The organism is Hahella sp. NBU794 (assembly GCF_050749805.1).
Classification (GTDB): domain Bacteria; phylum Pseudomonadota; class Gammaproteobacteria; order Pseudomonadales; family Oleiphilaceae; genus Hahella.
On sequence record NZ_CP192738.1, the window covers coordinates 6664881 to 6681249 of the forward strand.

Genomic DNA, 16369 nt, shown 5'->3' on the forward strand with positions numbered 1-16369 from the left:
CCCTTACATGCCCGCCTGCGCGGCGACCGCCGCTGCGAGCGCGGCGGCCAGCGATTCCGGCCGACGTTTGATGGAATAGTTGATCAGTTCAGGATGGGCTTCGACGAAACCGGTATTAAAGTCTCCCGCGCGGAACTCAGGATGCCGGAGAATCTCGCGATAGTAGGGAATCGTCGTGCGAATCCCGTAAATCTGCATGTCCTCCAGCGCCCGCTCGGCGCGCTCCAGCATATCCTCCCAGGTCAGATTCCAGACGATGAGCTTGGCGCACATGGAATCGTAATAAGGAGGAATGGTGTAACCGGTATAAATCGCCGCATCGGTCCGTACGCCCGGGCCGCCGGGAGAGTAGTAGCGGCTGATGCGTCCGAAGCTGGGCAGAAAACCGTTTTTCGGGTCTTCCGCGTTGATGCGGAACTGGGCGGCGAAACCGCGATAGCTGATGTCCGCCTGCAGGAACGGCAGGGGCTCTCCAGCGGCGATGCGGATCTGGGTTTTGACGATGTCGATGCCGGTGATCTGCTCGGTGATAGTGTGCTCCACCTGCACCCGGGTGTTCATCTCCATGAAGTAGAAGCTGCCGTCATGATCGAGCAGGAACTCCACCGTCCCCGCATTTTCGTAACCCACTTCCCTGGCGACTTTCACCGCCAGTTCGCCCACATAGTGGCGCTGTTCGTTGGAGAGCTGCGGCGAGGGCGCCAGTTCGATCAGTTTCTGATTACGGCGCTGGATGGAGCAATCCCGCTCGTACAGATGCACGACGCCGCCATGGGCGTCCGCCAACACCTGCACCTCAATATGGCGCGGGTCGACGATGCACTTTTCCAGGAACACTTCCGCACGGCCAAACGCCTTAGTGGCTTCTGAAATAACCCGTTGGTAGTTGCTGCGCAGGTCTTTCTCGTCGTTACAGCGGCGAATGCCGCGTCCGCCGCCGCCGGAGGTGGCTTTCAGCATGACCGGGTAGCCTAAGCCCGCGGCGACTTCCACCGCGTGCTCCAGATCTCTCAGATTGCCTTCGCTGCCGGGAGTCACAGGCACGCTGGCGCGCTTGGCGCTGTTGCGAGCCTCGGTTTTATCGCCCATTTGTCGAATGACGTCGGCGCTCGGACCGATAAATTTCACCCCCCGCTGGGCGCAGATTTCCGCCAGCTCAGCGTTTTCGGAGAGAAATCCATAGCCCGGATGCAGCGCGTCACAGCCTGTCTCCACCGCCAGATTCACGATCTGATGCGGGTTGAGATAGCCCTGCAACGGATCGGACCCCAAGCAATGAGACTCGTCCGCTTTCTTCACGTGCAAGGCGTAGCGGTCGGCTTCCGAATAAATCGCAACAGACCGAATGCCCAGTTCGCGACAGGCGCGGGCGACCCGCACCGCGATCTCGCCGCGGTTGGCTATCAATACTTTTTTGATCGACAGCTTGGGTCTCGATGATGATTGTGGTTGTGATGATGTAGAAGTTACAGGCACTGGAATTATCCCTCTTCTTTTCTTTAGTGACTAAATGAGAGTCATTTAGCCGCCGATAAGTCTAGCGGGAAATACGTATGTCTGTGAAGAAAAGTAACGCCATAGTGTCGATAAAGTTTATTAATCGCCTCTCTGAGCGGCCTGATCAGGCCGCTTCCTGCGCCTTTCGCGGCGACTTAGAGGGCATTTTTACGCCGTTTTCAATCACTGTACTGGAGTCCTCTTCCACAGCGGGCGCTGTTTTATTCCCGCGCCGCTCATGCAGGAAACGCAGCACTTCGGCCCTTAAGTGGTTATAGCGGCTGTCATCCGCCAGCGCCAGTCGATCACGCGGACGCGGCAGGTCCACGGACAGCACTTCGCCAATGGTCGCCGCCGGCCCGTTGGTCATCATGACGATGCGGTCCGACAGCAGCACCGCTTCATCCACGTCGTGCGTGATCATGACGACCGTGTTGTTAAGCGCATTCTGGATTTCCATCAAGGAGTCCTGCAAATGCGCCCGGGTTAACGCATCCAGGGCGCCGAAAGGCTCATCCATCAGCAGCACCGAGGGCTCCATCGCCAGAGCGCGGGCGATACCGACCCGCTGCTTCATGCCGCCGGAAATTTCCGACGGCTTCCTGTGCATGGCGTGATCCATATGCGCCAGACGCAGGTTGTGCTCAATCCATTCTTTCATTTCCCGCTTATTCTTCTTGCCGCGGAACACCTGACGCACCGCCAGCTCTACATTTTCATAGGCGGTCAGCCAGGGCAGCAGGGAATGGTTCTGAAACACCACCGCCCGCTCCGGCCCCGGCTCGTTTACTTCCTTGCCGTCCAGCACGATGCCGCCTTCCGTGGCCTGCAACAGCCCTGCGATGATATTGAGCACCGTGGACTTACCGCACCCAGAGTGCCCGATCAGGGAGACAAACTCCCCTTTCGCAATGCGCAGATTGACCCGATCCAGGGCTTTGAATTTCCCTTTTGGCGTATCGAATTCTATGCTGACATGGTCGATCAACAAATGTTCAGCGGACATAGGCGACTCCTCTTGGTTAAAGCTCACAGGTTCAATTTGTTCAGCGTATGTCCGCTGTTTTATCCCAGGCGATGCGCCGCTGGATGGCCAACATGCCGCGATCCAGCGCAAAGCCGATGATCCCGATGGTGAATACCGCCACCATGATGCGCCCCAGGGAATTGGAGCTGCCGTTCTGAAACTCGTCCCACACGAATTTGCCGAGCCCCGGATTCTGCGCCAGCATTTCGGCGGCGATCAGCACCATCCAGCCCACCCCCAGTGACAAGCGCATGCCGGTGAAGATCATCGGCACGGCGAACGGAAGCACCACTTTGCGCACCTTGGTCATCCAGGACAGGCGCAGCACCAGACTGACGTTGTTCAGGTCCTTATCCAGTCCGGACACGCCCACGATAGTGTTGACCAGGGTCGGCCACATGCAGCACAAGGTGACAGTAATGGCGGAGTTGACGAAGGATTTCTCCAGCAGTGGATCGTCGGTGACATAGACTGCGCTCACCACCATGGTCACCAACGGCAGCCAGGCCAGCGGCGACACGGGTTTGAAGATCTGAATCAGGGGGTTGACCGCCGCGTACATGGTTTTGCTAAGCCCGCATACGACGCCCACTGGCACGGCGATCAGCACCGCCAGACTGAAGCCGACGAAGACGGTATAGAGGCTGGTGACGATCTGGTCCAAGTAGGTCGGACGTCCGTTATAGGAGCGCCACTTCACGTCCGCCGCGGGGTCTTGCGCCAGCTTTTTCGCGTTGCGTTCTTCCTGTCGTTGATAGAACGCCTCCGCCTTTTTCCGCTCTTGTCGGTGCTCCAGCCAGAGCCCTTGCGCCTGCTCCCAGACTTGCGCCGGCCCCGGCACCGCGCCCAGAGAGGTCTGAATGCGCGACGCCGCCGCATCCCAGACGCCGAGAAACAGCAGAAAAGCCAGTAACGGCACGCCAACGCCCCGCACAATGGCGGAGACCTGCTCACGGGGATTTTCCCCTTTCAGCAGACGCACCCAGGGCGCCAGCCAGGCGGCGCTTTCCAGTCGTTGAGAAATTTGAGCCATCATTTTCCGTCCTCACGCCAAGAAGCGTCGGGCGCGCCCGACGCAGGGCCGTTATTCCACCGTCTCGTCGCCTTTCAAGCCAATGCTGAAACTGGCGAGATAGGCGTTGGGCTGGCGTCCGTCATAGGCGACGCCGTCAATGAATTCCGCTTGCGGCGGCCGGAAGCCGTCTTCACTGGCGAAATCAGGGAAGTCGGATTTCGCCATCTTGCCTTCCGCGATCAATGCTTCCGCGGCTTTGCGGTATATATCCGGGCGATAGACCTGCTTCGCGGTTTCCATATACCAGCTGTCAGGCTTGGCGTCGGGAATCTGCCCCCAACGGCGCATCTGGGTGAGATACCATATGGCGTCGGAGTAGTAGGGATAGGTCGCGTTGTAGCGGAAGAACACGTTGAAGTCCGGCAGAGCGCGCTTATCGCCCTTCTCGTACTCAAACGCGCCGGTCATGGAGTTGGCGATCACCTCGTAATCCGCACCAACATAATTGGATTGGGACAGGATTTTCACCGCCTCGGGGCGATTGGCGTTGTTGTTTTCATCCAGCCATTTGGCGGCGCGGATCATCGCTTTCACCACGGCGATATGCGTGTTGGGATATTTATCCGCCCAGGCTTTGGAAACGCCAAACACTTTCTCAGGATTATTTTTCCACAGCTCGTAATCGGTGATGACCGGCACGCCGATGCCTTTGAAGACCGCCTGCTGGTTCCAGGGTTCGCCCACGCAATAGCCAAAGATCGTGCCCGCCTCCAACGTGGACGGCATCTGCGGCGGCGGCGTCACCGACAACAGGGCGTCGGCTTTGATCTGTCCGGTGATGTCTCCTCTGTGGGGCGCGTAATACCCCGGATGAATCCCGCCCGCCGCCAGCCAGTAGCGCAGTTCATAGTTATGCGTGGAGACGGGAAACACCATGCCCATCTTGAAAGGCTTGCCCTCGTTCCGATACTTCTCCAGAACCGGCTTGAGGTAATCCGCCTTGATAGGATGCACGGGTTTGCCGTTCTCCATCGGGATATGCTTTTTCATCTCCCGCCAGACGTCGTTGGACACGGTGATGCCGTTGCCGTTCAAGTCCATGCTGAAGGCGGTGATAATATGCGCCTGAGTGCCGAAGCCGATGGTGGCGCCCAGCGGTTGCCCCGCCAGCATGTGCGCGCCGTCCAACTCACCAGTGATCACCCGGTCCAGCAACACTTTCCAGTTGGCTTGCGCCTCCAGTTCGACATACAAACCTTCGTCTTCAAAAAATCCCTTTTCCCGCGCAATCGCCAATGGCGCCATATCCGTCAACTTGATGAAACCGAACTTCAGATCTTCCTTCTCCGGTTCCGCTGCAAACGCGCCGCTTACACAGCAGGACAGGACAATACCCTTCACCAGATTCTTTAGCGTTATCGTGACTTTCATGGTCCGCTCCGAGGTTAAGAACTGACCACATCAATCCAACATTCATACCATTGGCGGATTTTTATCTTTTAAATCATTTAGTTGATATTCAATCACTTTAACGGCGCACTTTTTTGGCGCTGGCGAAAATCGTATAACGCACCAAGTTATCCCAACACCATGCACTATGCCCGCGGTATATCGCACCATTTGAGTGAGCAATGACCACTCCGCTCGCCTCCACTGCTTTGGCTTTTCCTCAGAGGTAGGCGATACTTTGTCATATTCCTGTCTTGAATTGCTGAACGGCAAAAACTGCATGTATTGCAAGTATCGAGTGGCATCTGTGGTCAGAGGCGCGTCGTTATGGGTCGCTCTGCTGTTTTATTGCTGCGCAGCAAACGCTGCGCAATATCGCTTCGCCCTGTTGATTCCCAATGACACCCCGTTTTGGAGCCGGGTGGCGCTGTTCGCGCAAAGCGCCGCGGAAGATCTGAATGTGGAACTGCACGTGCTGGACGGCGACGCCGACCGCCATCTGATGCTGCGGCAGTTCGAGCGTCTGCTGAAAGAGCGGCGTAAGTTCGACGCCATCATTTTTCCGAACTTTCTGCAGACGGCGGAAACCTTCATCCCCCTCTGTGAAAGCTCGCCGGTGATTTGTGTGCTCTATAACAGCGGCCTAGAAGGAGAAGCCGCAGAAAGGTTGGGGAGTCCCAAGCAGCGCTTCGAACACTGGATCGCCCAGCTGCTGCCGGACGATATCGGCTCCGCCACCGCCGTCACTGTCGCATTGATTCGCGATGTCAGAGCCAGCGCTCCCGGACGCCGGGTCAATATGATCGCCGTCAACGGATTCGCCGCCGATGGCCCGGCCATCGCCCGGGAGAAAGGATTGCGCACGGCGGTAGGCTTATTCGACGACGTCACGCTTAATCAGGTGGTGTATACCGACTGGAGCGCCGAGGACGCAGAAAGCCGCACCATGGGCCTGTTGGAGCGCTTTCCTGACACCAACGCTATTTGGTCCGCCAACTATCGCACAACCGTAGGCGTCCTGGCCGCATTGGAGAAATACCAGCGCACGCCAGGGCGGGATGTCTGGGTCAATTCCTATGACATCAACCCCACCTCTCTGCGCCAGGTAAGCGAAGGCGCGCTTACGATCACCGCCGGCGGCCATTATGTCGAAGGCGCCTGGGCGGTCATTCTGGCCTTCGACCACTTACAGGGTAAGCGTCGCCCGGTGGCCACCAGCGTATTTCACACCCCACTGCTGCTGGCCAATCACCGTAATGCCGGCAAGATCATCGCCGTGCTGAAGCGTCTGGAGGACTATCCACAGACGTTACGCAAAGTCGACTTCTCCCGCTATTCCCTGACCTTGAATCCAGCTATCTCCGCCTACAACTTTTCCCTTGAATCCGTCATTGAACAAATGGCGCTGACAAGCAATTAGTCATCCTGTTTGATAAAGGTGACGCCAGCGATGCCCACCACGGTGAAGGATTTGCCTTCCTTGCTGTCGAAATGATAGAAGCTGACGCGCTCGGTGCGCCCATCATCGAACTGGAGGGTGAGCGCGTATTCGCTCAAGCGATATTTCCCGGCGGCGCCAGCGTTAGCGTAGGTGGAGACGCCCGCGCCTGCAGACGCCACGGAGCCGCCGGAAGACCGGTTCAGCTCAAAGCGTCCGTCACGGGTGAAAGTGATGGTTTGCGCTGAGGCGATGACATCCATCATGCCCATTTCAGCACTGGGCATGATCATGGTTGAACCGGCTTTCCAGGTTCCCTCCAGTTTCGCGTTCTTGTCTGCAGGCCATACTGGATAAACTTGGGGAACCTCCCAAGGATCGTCTCCGGGAATGCTAAAGACGTAAGTGTCGCCCTTCTCCTTCCAAGTACCCCAGGCTCTGGGCCGGACGCGCCGCGAAGCTTCCACATCCAGATCTTCCAACGCCAGGTCGAAATCACGATACAGATCGCCGTTACTGAACAGAAGCTGAGGTTTAAATATCAGGCTGAAGCCGTTCGACGAGTCGGTCAGCACCACCTTTTCCACCTCATCCCAATCCGGGCCGCCGTCCGGCTTCAGATACTTATCCATCTCAGCGGAAATAAGGGACACCTTCACCGCAGGCTTACTTCCTTTTTGCTTGGGGGTTTGCGCAGCATCCGCGTGTTGCGGGGAAGCCTTAAGCGTCCGGTAAAATGCGGGATAACTGTGGATTAGATTAAATTCATCGCTGGCGATCGCACCCGCCATCGCCTGACATAACCCCGGCATCTTACTTTCCAGGGAGCGGCGCAGTTTGAGTTTGGCTGACTCCAGTATGTGTTCCACTTTAGCGCTATCCTCAATGCGCCGTTTCACTACTGCATCAACTTGCGCCACCTGATTACGTTCCGTCCATTCACGAAAAGTCGCTTCGCTGACTACGGACAATTTCGCCTTGTTACAGAGCTCACGACTGATGCGCATGGCCTCAATATGTTGATAAACATCCGCCAGCCCTTCCGCAGCGCGCGCTGACGACAGCGTCAGCAAAGGCGCAGTGAGGACGGCCAGCGCCATGGTCAGCACAGAGCGCCGATAGCGTATGGCGAGAGACGATCGGCAAAGGTTTAACATGATGATTGATCCCCTGACTGGAAAATTGGAATATTGATCTGCTGTTAAAACGCTCCAGTTAAACAAGCCCCGCCTGGGGCGATAACTGGGGAAAACCCCAGGCGCCAGCAGTATTTCATCAAGAAAACCAGGAAACTTTTATGACGCAGCCGAATCGATACGCGATCGCCATTCATGGAGGAGCGGGGACCTTGTCCAAAGGAATGCTCACAGAGGACCAGGAGAACGAAGTACACGCCGCCCTGCGGCAGGCGGTCATGGCGGGCAAACAGATATTAGCCCAGGGAGGAACCAGCCTGGACGCCGTCGAAGCGGCGGTGCGCGAGTTGGAGAACAGCGAGTGGTTCAACGCCGGCAAAGGCTCGGTCTATAACTATGATGGCGATCATGAGCTGGACGCCTCCATCATGGACGGCGCTACCCTGAAAGCCGGCGCCGTGGCGGGCATCCGCAACAGCCCGAACCCTGTGACAGTGGCCCGCGCGGTCATGAACAAATCCGAACACGTCCTGTTGGCGGGTGAAGGCGCTGATCGTTTCGCCAAGGCGATGGGATTGCCCCAGGTGGAAAACTCCTGGTTCGGCACGCCCATGCGCCATAGCCAGTGGCGCCAGGCCCAGGATAAAGCCAAGCCCAGCCTGGAGCCGGGCGCAGAGGACTATAAATTCGGCACCGTGGGCGCCGTCGCCTTTGATCAGGCTGGCAACCTGGCCGCCGCCACTTCCACTGGCGGCATGACCAATAAAAAGTACGGTCGCGTCGGCGATTCTCCGCTGATCGGCTGCGGCGCTTACGCCGACAATCGCAGTTGCGCCGTGTCCACTACCGGGCACGGGGAATACTTTATTCGCCATGTCGTGGCCCATGAGGTGTGCGCCCGTTACCGCTATCTTGGCGAATCGCTGCAGCAGTGCGCGCAGCAGGTGTTGTTCGAGGAGTTGCAGCCAAGAGGCGGCGAAGGCGGATTGATCGCCATCGATCATACCGGCGCAGTGGTGTTGAATTTTAATACGGAAGGCATGTATCGGGGCTGGAGCGAAGGCGACGGCGAGGTTTTCACCGGCATCTACGGTGACGACGCGGTGCGCCCCAGTAAGGCTTAACGGTCAAAGCCAGTAAGATTTAGCATTATTTTTAGCCAAAACAGTGGGATAGACTATTCTTAAAGAAGGTTTTTGACAAAAGTCCCCTTCTCTTCCGTCAGGACGCGAGGGGGCTTTGCGCCGTTTGTCAGTACTTTCTGGGGATGTCTATGCCTAAATTGCTGCGTTTTTTCACCACCCGGCTGTTGCGGCCGGTGCTTATCGTGTTGTGCGTTGCGGTGGCGCTGCAGATTGTCGCCAATATTCTGCTCGGACAATTTCAGTTAAACAATCTGGTCAAAGAGGTCGAGTCCGGCCTGCGTGACAGCCGCCAGAAGGTCAGCACTGAGTTGAGCGCGGCGGAAAGCGCCGTCGCCACGCAATTACAGACCATGTCCGACAACGCCCAACAGCAACTACAGAGCAAGCTGGGCGCGCAGTTGGAGACGCAGCGCAAAGATATCGCCCAGAATTTGCGACAGACCCTGGATGAAGGGGTTAAGAACCTCACCGGCATCGTCGCCGCTATCGCCCCCCCCGCTATCTGGGACCGGGACACTCCCGAATTGACGCGCCTGGCGCAGTTGGTGGACAACAGCGACTCCATCGTATTCGCCGGCTTTTATGGCTTTTTCGGCCAGGAACCCGAGCAGTTGACCCGCTATGTCGACCGCACCGATGAGAAAGTGCAGGAGCTGATCAAACAGGGCGAAGGCAAAGGCTCGCTGGCCAAGGTCATCGATGCGGCGGAAAAAGATCCCGGCATCGTCGTCATTCGTACGGATATCGCGCCCCAGGGCGCCGTGATCGGCCAGTTCGTGGTTGGCGTCAGCACTTCCCGCATCGACGGTCAGATGGAGCGCCTGAAAGGCCAGTTCTCAGATCTTACCAACCAGAGCAAAGTGGCGGTGGCCAATGTGCTCGGCAGTGAATTGTCGCGGGTATCAGAGGCGCTACGGTTATCTCTGAAAAACACCGAAACGCAAACGGACGAATCCATCTCTTCCGCCGTCCTGCAGATTCGCGAAGGGGCGGAGTCGTTAATCGGCAGTCTGACCACAGCTTCTCTTGCAGCGGGAGTTATTTTGGTCGTACTGATATCCCTGGTGCTGGGCGTGCGGGTGGTGTTGAAGGTGGATGTGCTGAGCAAAGCCATCTGGAACATCGCCGAGGGTGAGGCGGACCTCACGCAACGGGTGAGAATTCAGGGCAATGACGAAATCGCCGACGTGGGCAAAGGCCTCAACGTCTTTATCGAGCGGATACAGAAAATCGTGTTGAACGTCAATAAATCCGCGGAACTGGCTTCGTCGCAATCTGATGAATTAAAGCAGAACACCCAGCACGCCGATGAAGCCGTGGCGCATCAAAAGCAGGAAATCGAACAGATCTCTTCCGCCATCTCAGAAATGTCCAGCAGCATTCATCATGTGGCGGAGCATGTGCAACTGGTGGCCAACGATGTCGATCACATCAAGTCGGAAACCAAGAAGTCCGGCTCTATCTCGCATAATCTGCGTAATATGTTGCACTCGCTGCAATCAGAGATGAGCAACGCGGAAGAAGTGGTCAATCAACTCGACTCTCACAGCAAAGAAATCGGCTCCGTATTGCTGGTGATACGCACCATCGCCGAACAGACCAACCTGCTCGCGCTTAACGCCGCCATCGAGGCTGCGCGGGCGGGAGACAGCGGCCGCGGTTTCGCCGTGGTGGCGGATGAAGTGCGCACCCTCGCCAATAAAACCCAGCAGTCCACCACAGAGATTCAAAACCGCATAGACAGCCTGCAAACCGGCAGTCAGAGCGCCGTGCGCTCCATCAGCGCCGCCTCAGAGCGGGCCAAACGCTCCAGCGAGGCGTTCACCGAGTCGGACAGCAGCCTGGAGAACATCAACCAGTTGGTGATTGGTCTGTACGATCGCACTACCGAGATCGCCTCAATGGCGGAAGAACAGAGCGGCGTTGCGGAGGAGATCAACCGCAACATCGTCAATATCGCCGACGCGTCAGAGCGCACCCAGCAGTCCGCCGCCGAATCCGCCCAGGCCGGAGCCAGTATCCAGCAGTCCGTGTCGGACTTGCGGCGGCAGGTGTCTGAATTTGTAGTGTGACGCCCGACGTTTTAAGGGATTAATAAGGCCGATAGGTGCTCATGCACTGGGCGATGTGATTGGACGCGTCATTGATACACTCGAAGAACTGGCGCTGCTTGCCTTTTGCCTGCGAGCATTCGCGCTGGGTCAACTTGCTTTCGATGCGCTTCAATTCAGGCATGCCCTGATCATATTGCGCCTGCGTCATGTGGCCGGAGTTCAGGTTTTTCCTGGCGACGTCGCGCATGCTCGACAGCCAGTCTTTGCCATTGCTGATGGATTTAGAACAGAAATCAGCCCCCAATGCTTCCCCGGACGCAGAACCCTCATCGTCTGTAGCAACAGGCGCCGCATCCTTTTTGATTTGCTCCTGCTTCTGCCCCGGACAGGGACGATCCGAAAACGTCATATTGCCCGACGCATCCGTACACTTATAGATACCCGCATTCGCCATCCCTGAACACAACAAGAAAATCACCGCCAACTTCCGCATTTCCAACTCCAAAGGCTCAGTCCACGCCGCTCCTAACGAGCAGCCTTACAAACTAACCAGAATAGACCATCAATCCCAGGATACAAATAAACGCGGAAACACACGCCAAACGCCTACTTATCGCCCTTCCATTCACCAATGGAAGCACGACGCTCATCGTCATCCGCTAACGCGTGACTGCCGACCAGCCTGCAGGGTCCGCATTGGTAGGGGAATAACCAGAGGTCGCTGTTCCTCTCAATAGAATGACCTGTCCGCCAATCTCCACCGCACCCCGGACACCTGCGTTTTTCCTCATTTTTGCGTCGGCCCCAATACCGAAAGAGAAAGTAGTACGTAGGTACGCCGGTAGCGTGTTCAATGAGCCGGCAAACTTCCTTCCCAGCCAAAGTCAGCGCACTATTGACGTCGGCAAGCTCCTTGTAGGTTTCTGACTCAAGCACGGCGGATCTCATCCAAATCGAGTCACACTGGCGGTAATTCCGCTGCCAGAAATAAGCCTGCTCACGTTCGTCTGCATCGCAAGGAACGGTGTACAGGGTGATATTTTCTCCATTGTCGCCCCGATATAACGGCGACTCGCCGTCATTATCGATTGTATGCAGGTACAGGAATGGCGCGCCTTTCCATGAGGCTTCCTTCCTTGGCGCGTTATCTTCCAACGTTTCCCAAACCGGTTCACCGCCAAAATACCGTTTAAGCCCTTCCAATAAACTCAAACCATAACGGTTATAAAACCTCAGCTCCGTGGCGCTTGGTCCAAGTGTATTAACATATGCGCAAACAATGCCTTGCTGAACTGCACAAACATAATCGTCTACATTCACTTGCCCATTATGTGCAAGCGTAGAGAGAAAGCTGAACGCCAGCTCCAGCGCCTCATCTTTATCATCATTAACCAGCGAACCAAAGGTTACTTTACGCAGAATCAAGACCCTCTCCTTACCAGCGCTTAAGCGCTCCTAATAACTATCGGCCTGTCCACTCGCCAATGAGTGCGAGGTCGTCATCATCCATTTCGACGCCTGCGCCGGAAACAAGACGGCAAGGGTCACATTTGAATGGGAAAAGCCAGTATTCGCGTCGTCCATCAAGCGGCTCTGAAGTACGCCAACGGCCACCGCAGCCCGGGCATTTGCGATGCGCTTCATCCTGGCCACGCCCCCAATAACGATACAGAAAATAATAGGTAGGCAGATCAGTCGCCAACTCTATTAGTCGGCAGTATTCCCTTCCCATCTCGGACAGTTCGCTATTAACATCCGTCATCTCCTTGTAAGCGGGTATTTCAAGAGAGCCGCTATATATCCAGAGCTGATCATGAGCTTGATACGACAAGTTCCAACGGTAAATATTTTCCCTGACTTCGTCAGACACAGGAAGGTGATAAAGCGGAACCCCTTTGCCATCACCTTCTCTCCGTAGAGAAGCCCCTTCAGCAAACATATCAGTGGCTAGAATCAGCGACGAAGAAGTACGCCAATCAAATTCTTCTTCCAGCACATCATCCAAACACTCCCAGTGTGGAGAAGAATTGAAAAATGCGTCTATCTTTCTCAAGCAATCCAGCCCAAACTGGCTGTGATGTTTGAGCAACATGGCTTGCGAACCCTGGAGATTAACGTACGCATTCAAAGCTCCATTATGAAAAGCAATATTAGAATCCTCGAATATTTGACCATTTTTCAGCATGGCCGCGAGATAGCTTTCGAGAAGCTCTCGGGCTTCCTTCACATCAAAATTCTTAGAAGCATCAGGTCTTAAGCTTACTTTATACAGCACGATTATTTTCCCGAAGAGCGCGAGATAGAAAGGCAATAACGGACAGAATGGGATATTAATTCAATAGCTAAATGTAAAACGCTTTATAGACGAAATAACAAGCAAACCCCACGACGACCCAGAACAATATCCCAAATACGAATGCAAACAACCCTTCCGGGTCGGCATGTTTACCGGCGAATAGCCGATGGATCAGATACCCCGGGCCCTTGATCAGAAACTCCATCACGATATAGAACACAGCCTCAGCAACGAAGCCCAGCAGTTTAAGGAGAAGAACAACTAAATCTTCCATCGGAATACCACTTAGATTTGAAGAGTATGAAGGCTAGGCCACTTCCCGATACATCACATCCGTGCGCAGCACATATTTAACGCCGCTTTCGACGGTGGAGCCTTGATGCATTGTGGCATGGGGAAATACTACCACGGAGCCTTTTTCGGGTTTGATTTTGTCCCAGCGGAAGGCGATTTCTCCGCCTTCGTAGTCTTCATTCAGAAAGATCAAGAATGACAGTAGACTCGCTTCTTTCTCGCTGCGGGCGTATGAGCCGTCGCGATGCCATTTGAAGTACTGGCCGGGTTCATAGCGATAGAAGCGCAAGCGTTCGTTCAAGCCGATCAGTTCCCAACCGTCCAACTCCTGCGGCAGCATGGCTTTGATTCGGTTGAAGATATTATCCGCCATGACGGCGTCGTCAAAAATAACGCGATCATTATTACGGATATCTTTGTACATCTGCGATCCGCGCGCGGTTTGAATCTCCGCTTCGTCGTATCCCATCGCTTCACTGTCGGAAATATAAGCGTCGCACTCTGGCGCCGTTAGAAACCCTTGAATGGCGAAAACGCCTGCGCCGTATTCGATTTTTTTCATGTCGCCAACTCACTCCTATGACTACGCGGCGAATGCCCTAATGGGCGTAGGAGTCTGTATTATCCTGTGGCGGACAGGGAAAACCATACGCATAAGCCGCCCACAAAGGGCGGCGATAGGATGAGAAATAAGCAGGGTAATCAGTCTGCCGATGCTTCCGTTTTCGCCTGCAGTTGCGCCGCTATCTCCGCGTCTTTGGCCAGCACCTCGCTGAAACTGCGGCGACCGGTGACGCGTTTTATATAAGCGTCGATGACCTCCGTGCGCGGAACCAAACCAAACTGAGTACACCAGTGGAAAGCCATTCCCCACAATACATCCGCCGCCGAGAACTTCTCGCCCAGAATATAGGGCCCGCTGGCGATACGCTCGACGATGGCGTTCAACATGACGTCATAATCCGCATAGGGACTGGTGTCCCGCGGCGCGGGGTCTCTTTGCATCGCTTTGTCCACCACCGCCGGCTCAAAACAGCTGGCGTAATACACCATCCAGCGTAAATAAGGCCCGCGCAATGGATCATTCAACGCTGGGGCCAGACCTGCCTGTGGAAACAAGTCAGCAAGATAAAGAAAAATCGCCACCTGCTCCGTGATCAGCGCATCGCCATGCTGCAGTGCAGGGACTTTGCCCAAGGGGTTCACCTGCAAATACTCGTCTCGGCGATTGTCGCCATTGCGGATGTTGATCAGTTTCACTTCATAAGCCGCCTCCAGCTCCTCCAGCAATACCATGGAGCCCGTGGAGCGGGTCTGGGGACAATGAAACAACGTGATTTTCGAATCAGAAGCCATGACGCATATCCTTTTGGTTGGGAAATAAACTCAGTGGCATAATACGACCCCATACCTGTCAACTTTTGTCAGGTTTAAAATAAAAAATTTGCAGCAGGTTTGTTATGCGCGCCAGCCGTCTCCTGACCATCCTTATGACCCTTCAAGCCCGCGGCCAGACCACCGCGCCGGTGCTGGCGAAGGAGTGTGGCGTGTCTCTGCGCACGGTCTACCGCGATATAGAAACCCTGAGCGCACTGGGCATCCCGGTTTATAGCGAGCGAGGCGCCGAGGGCGGATACCGTCTTCTGGACGGCTACCGCACCCGGCTCAACGGACTGTCGTCGCAAGAGGCTGAGGCCCTGTTCCTGACAGGTTTATCCGGTCCAGCCAACGATATGGGTCTGGGCGCCGCCGTCTCCGCCGCCCAGACTAAGCTGTTAGCGGCTCTACCCCAGGAAATGCGTTCCGGGGCGGAGCGCATGCAATCCCGGTTTCATCTGGACGCCCCCGCCTGGTTCGCGGAGTCAGAACATCCAGATCTCCTCCGGGACATCACCCAGGCAGTCTGGGAACAGCGAACTATCGAGATGCGCTACCAAAGCTGGAAAGGAGAAAAACAACGTCGCGCCGAACCACTTGGCGTTGTCTTGAAAAGCGGCTCCTGGTATCTGGTGGCGCAAGTCGATGGCGATCTCCGCACCTATCGCATTTCCCGCATTCAGGAGTTAAGCGTCTCAACCACTCGTTTTGAACGCCCAGTGGAATTCGATCTGGCCGCTTATTGGCGCGCCAATACCCTCCGCCTGGAAGAGGAGCTGCACACCTATGTCGCTGAAGTGCGCCTATCTGAAAAAGGCGTCTGGATGATGGACGCGCTCAACTCGCCCTATGTGCGCGCCGCCACCTTGTTAGACTCCACTCCAGACGCACAAGGCTGGCGTAAAGCCAAACTACCCGTTGGCGCCCTGCGTCAGGCCTGTGTGGAATTATTGCGGTTCGGCGCTGATCTGGAAGTGCTGGAACCACCGGAGTTGCGGGAAAAAATGGCGAGTATCGCAGAGGAGATGGCGCAGTTGTATGCGCAATCAAAGTAGAACTTTATATAGAGTAACTATTCTATCCCAGACATTAAGAGGAAATGGAACCTTGAAAACAAAAAAGCTGCTCCCCTGATGGTCAGCAGCTTTCAATCAAACCCGCTTAAACAAAGACGGTATCAGGAATCTGGATTGGCTTTCCAGTACTCAACAATCCGCTCGTTCGCACTGAAGCTATCGCCAAGCTTGTATTCGATCTTGGTCCCTTCTGTAAGACCGTCAAACTTCAAGCTGGAATCCAGCTTCACCATTTTGACGTCGGAGTCTTTGTTAAAGGTGGACCAAGCCCTGACCAAGCCCAGGCTATGAGAGCCTTTATCAAACTTGTATACATATCCGCTGTATACCATACCGCCCTCATTCGGAGCCGCAGAGCTAAACGCGGAAATAACCAACAATGAGGCGAGTGCGCCCATCTTTACAACTTTATTCAACACAGCCTTCCCCTCCTGCTGACGAGTACGCTTTACATTCCAAAATATATACCTTCCGCACCGGCATCTCTAGGTATTATTTGTTGCTAAAGTGACCACAAGATCCCAATTATCCATTAAATTACAAAATTCCATCATTTCGTTGCAAT

16 protein-coding genes are annotated in these 16369 nt (G+C 55.4%); 4 read left to right on the plus strand and 12 right to left on the minus strand.

Going from position 1 to position 16369, the window contains the following annotated elements; all coding sequences use genetic code 11:
* Positions 1-3 precede the first annotated feature (3 nt).
* From ACQYWX_RS29380 to ACQYWX_RS29395, 4 genes are all read right to left on the minus strand, one after another.
* The gene (locus tag ACQYWX_RS29380; RefSeq protein ID WP_279501148.1) at positions 4-1476 is read right to left on the minus strand and encodes an acetyl-CoA carboxylase biotin carboxylase subunit; all 1473 of its coding nucleotides are present in this window, start codon (positions 1474-1476) and stop codon (positions 4-6) included.
* Positions 1477-1621: 145 nt separating this feature from the next.
* Positions 1622-2503, minus strand: coding sequence for an ABC transporter ATP-binding protein (locus ACQYWX_RS29385; RefSeq protein ID WP_431687270.1), 882 nt, complete (start codon positions 2501-2503; stop codon positions 1622-1624).
* 40 nt (positions 2504-2543) lie between these two features.
* The gene (locus tag ACQYWX_RS29390; protein ID WP_431687271.1) at positions 2544-3560 is read right to left on the minus strand and encodes an ABC transporter permease; all 1017 of its coding nucleotides are present in this window, start codon (positions 3558-3560) and stop codon (positions 2544-2546) included.
* Between the two features lie 48 nt (positions 3561-3608).
* On the minus strand, positions 3609-4970 hold the full coding sequence (locus tag ACQYWX_RS29395) for a CmpA/NrtA family ABC transporter substrate-binding protein (RefSeq protein ID WP_431687272.1): 1362 nt from the start codon (positions 4968-4970) through the stop codon (positions 3609-3611).
* 256 nt (positions 4971-5226) lie between these two features.
* On the opposite strand from ACQYWX_RS29395, the gene ACQYWX_RS29400 reads away from it, so the two are divergent.
* Positions 5227-6408 (plus strand): ABC transporter substrate-binding protein, encoded by a 1182-nt coding sequence (locus ACQYWX_RS29400; RefSeq protein WP_431687273.1) that lies wholly within the window; start codon positions 5227-5229, stop codon positions 6406-6408.
* Here ACQYWX_RS29400 and ACQYWX_RS29405 read toward each other — a convergent pair.
* Positions 6405-7583, minus strand: a complete 1179-nt coding sequence (locus tag ACQYWX_RS29405) for a hypothetical protein (protein WP_431687274.1) — start codon at positions 7581-7583, stop codon at positions 6405-6407. The genes ACQYWX_RS29400 and ACQYWX_RS29405 overlap by 4 nt on opposite strands.
* A gap of 140 nt (positions 7584-7723) precedes the next feature.
* Here ACQYWX_RS29405 and ACQYWX_RS29410 point away from each other — a divergent pair, with 140 nt between their 5' ends.
* Complete coding sequence (locus tag ACQYWX_RS29410; protein WP_279501141.1) at positions 7724-8686, plus strand: isoaspartyl peptidase/L-asparaginase family protein; 963 nt, start codon at positions 7724-7726, stop codon at positions 8684-8686.
* 149 nt (positions 8687-8835) lie between these two features.
* Complete coding sequence (locus tag ACQYWX_RS29415) at positions 8836-10779, plus strand: methyl-accepting chemotaxis protein (RefSeq protein ID WP_431687275.1); 1944 nt, start codon at positions 8836-8838, stop codon at positions 10777-10779.
* Positions 10780-10798: 19 nt separating this feature from the next.
* On the opposite strand, the gene ACQYWX_RS29420 is transcribed toward ACQYWX_RS29415, so the two are convergent.
* The 6 genes from ACQYWX_RS29420 to ACQYWX_RS29445 form a co-directional block, all read right to left on the minus strand.
* On the minus strand, positions 10799-11254 hold the full coding sequence (locus ACQYWX_RS29420; RefSeq protein WP_431687276.1) for a DUF4124 domain-containing protein: 456 nt from the start codon (positions 11252-11254) through the stop codon (positions 10799-10801).
* 113 nt (positions 11255-11367) lie between these two features.
* Positions 11368-12186, minus strand: coding sequence for a DUF2310 family Zn-ribbon-containing protein (locus ACQYWX_RS29425; protein WP_431687277.1), 819 nt, complete (start codon positions 12184-12186; stop codon positions 11368-11370).
* Between the two features lie 37 nt (positions 12187-12223).
* Entirely contained in the window at positions 12224-13036 is an 813-nt protein-coding gene (locus ACQYWX_RS29430) for a DUF2310 family Zn-ribbon-containing protein (RefSeq protein WP_431687278.1), read from the minus strand.
* A 67-nt stretch (positions 13037-13103) separates the two neighbouring features.
* Complete coding sequence (locus tag ACQYWX_RS29435) at positions 13104-13331, minus strand: hypothetical protein (RefSeq protein ID WP_431687279.1); 228 nt, start codon at positions 13329-13331, stop codon at positions 13104-13106.
* A 33-nt stretch (positions 13332-13364) separates the two neighbouring features.
* Positions 13365-13913, minus strand: a complete 549-nt coding sequence (locus tag ACQYWX_RS29440; RefSeq protein ID WP_431687280.1) for a 2OG-Fe(II) oxygenase — start codon at positions 13911-13913, stop codon at positions 13365-13367.
* Between the two features lie 140 nt (positions 13914-14053).
* On the minus strand, positions 14054-14707 hold the full coding sequence (locus ACQYWX_RS29445) for a glutathione S-transferase family protein (protein WP_431687281.1): 654 nt from the start codon (positions 14705-14707) through the stop codon (positions 14054-14056).
* Positions 14708-14811: 104 nt separating this feature from the next.
* Here ACQYWX_RS29445 and ACQYWX_RS29450 point away from each other — a divergent pair, with 104 nt between their 5' ends.
* On the plus strand, positions 14812-15783 hold the full coding sequence (locus ACQYWX_RS29450) for a helix-turn-helix transcriptional regulator (protein ID WP_431687282.1): 972 nt from the start codon (positions 14812-14814) through the stop codon (positions 15781-15783).
* Between the two features lie 122 nt (positions 15784-15905).
* On the opposite strand, the gene ACQYWX_RS29455 is transcribed toward ACQYWX_RS29450, so the two are convergent.
* Positions 15906-16223 carry a hypothetical protein gene (locus ACQYWX_RS29455; RefSeq protein ID WP_216736024.1) on the minus strand — a complete coding sequence of 106 codons (318 nt, stop codon included), beginning with the start codon at positions 16221-16223 and terminating at the stop codon, positions 15906-15908.
* Positions 16224-16369 lie beyond the last annotated feature (146 nt).

What these genes read in the sequence shown, in the direction of transcription:
- ACQYWX_RS29385 (WP_431687270.1), bottom strand. Translation starts at nt 2,503, where the DNA reads ATGTCCGCTGAACATTTGTTGATCGACCATGTCAGCATAGAATTCGAT.
- ACQYWX_RS29390 (WP_431687271.1), bottom strand. Translation starts at nt 3,560, where the DNA reads ATGATGGCTCAAATTTCTCAACGACTGGAAAGCGCCGCCTGGCTGGCG.
- ACQYWX_RS29395 (WP_431687272.1), bottom strand. Translation starts at nt 4,970, where the DNA reads ATGAAAGTCACGATAACGCTAAAGAATCTGGTGAAGGGTATTGTCCTG.
- ACQYWX_RS29405 (WP_431687274.1), bottom strand. Translation starts at nt 7,583, where the DNA reads ATGTTAAACCTTTGCCGATCGTCTCTCGCCATACGCTATCGGCGCTCT.
- ACQYWX_RS29410 (WP_279501141.1), top strand. Translation starts at nt 7,724, where the DNA reads ATGACGCAGCCGAATCGATACGCGATCGCCATTCATGGAGGAGCGGGG.
- ACQYWX_RS29415 (WP_431687275.1), top strand. Translation starts at nt 8,836, where the DNA reads ATGCCTAAATTGCTGCGTTTTTTCACCACCCGGCTGTTGCGGCCGGTG.
- ACQYWX_RS29420 (WP_431687276.1), bottom strand. Translation starts at nt 11,254, where the DNA reads ATGCGGAAGTTGGCGGTGATTTTCTTGTTGTGTTCAGGGATGGCGAAT.
- ACQYWX_RS29435 (WP_431687279.1), bottom strand. Translation starts at nt 13,331, where the DNA reads ATGGAAGATTTAGTTGTTCTTCTCCTTAAACTGCTGGGCTTCGTTGCT.
- ACQYWX_RS29440 (WP_431687280.1), bottom strand. Translation starts at nt 13,913, where the DNA reads ATGAAAAAAATCGAATACGGCGCAGGCGTTTTCGCCATTCAAGGGTTT.
- ACQYWX_RS29445 (WP_431687281.1), bottom strand. Translation starts at nt 14,707, where the DNA reads ATGGCTTCTGATTCGAAAATCACGTTGTTTCATTGTCCCCAGACCCGC.
- ACQYWX_RS29450 (WP_431687282.1), top strand. Translation starts at nt 14,812, where the DNA reads ATGCGCGCCAGCCGTCTCCTGACCATCCTTATGACCCTTCAAGCCCGC.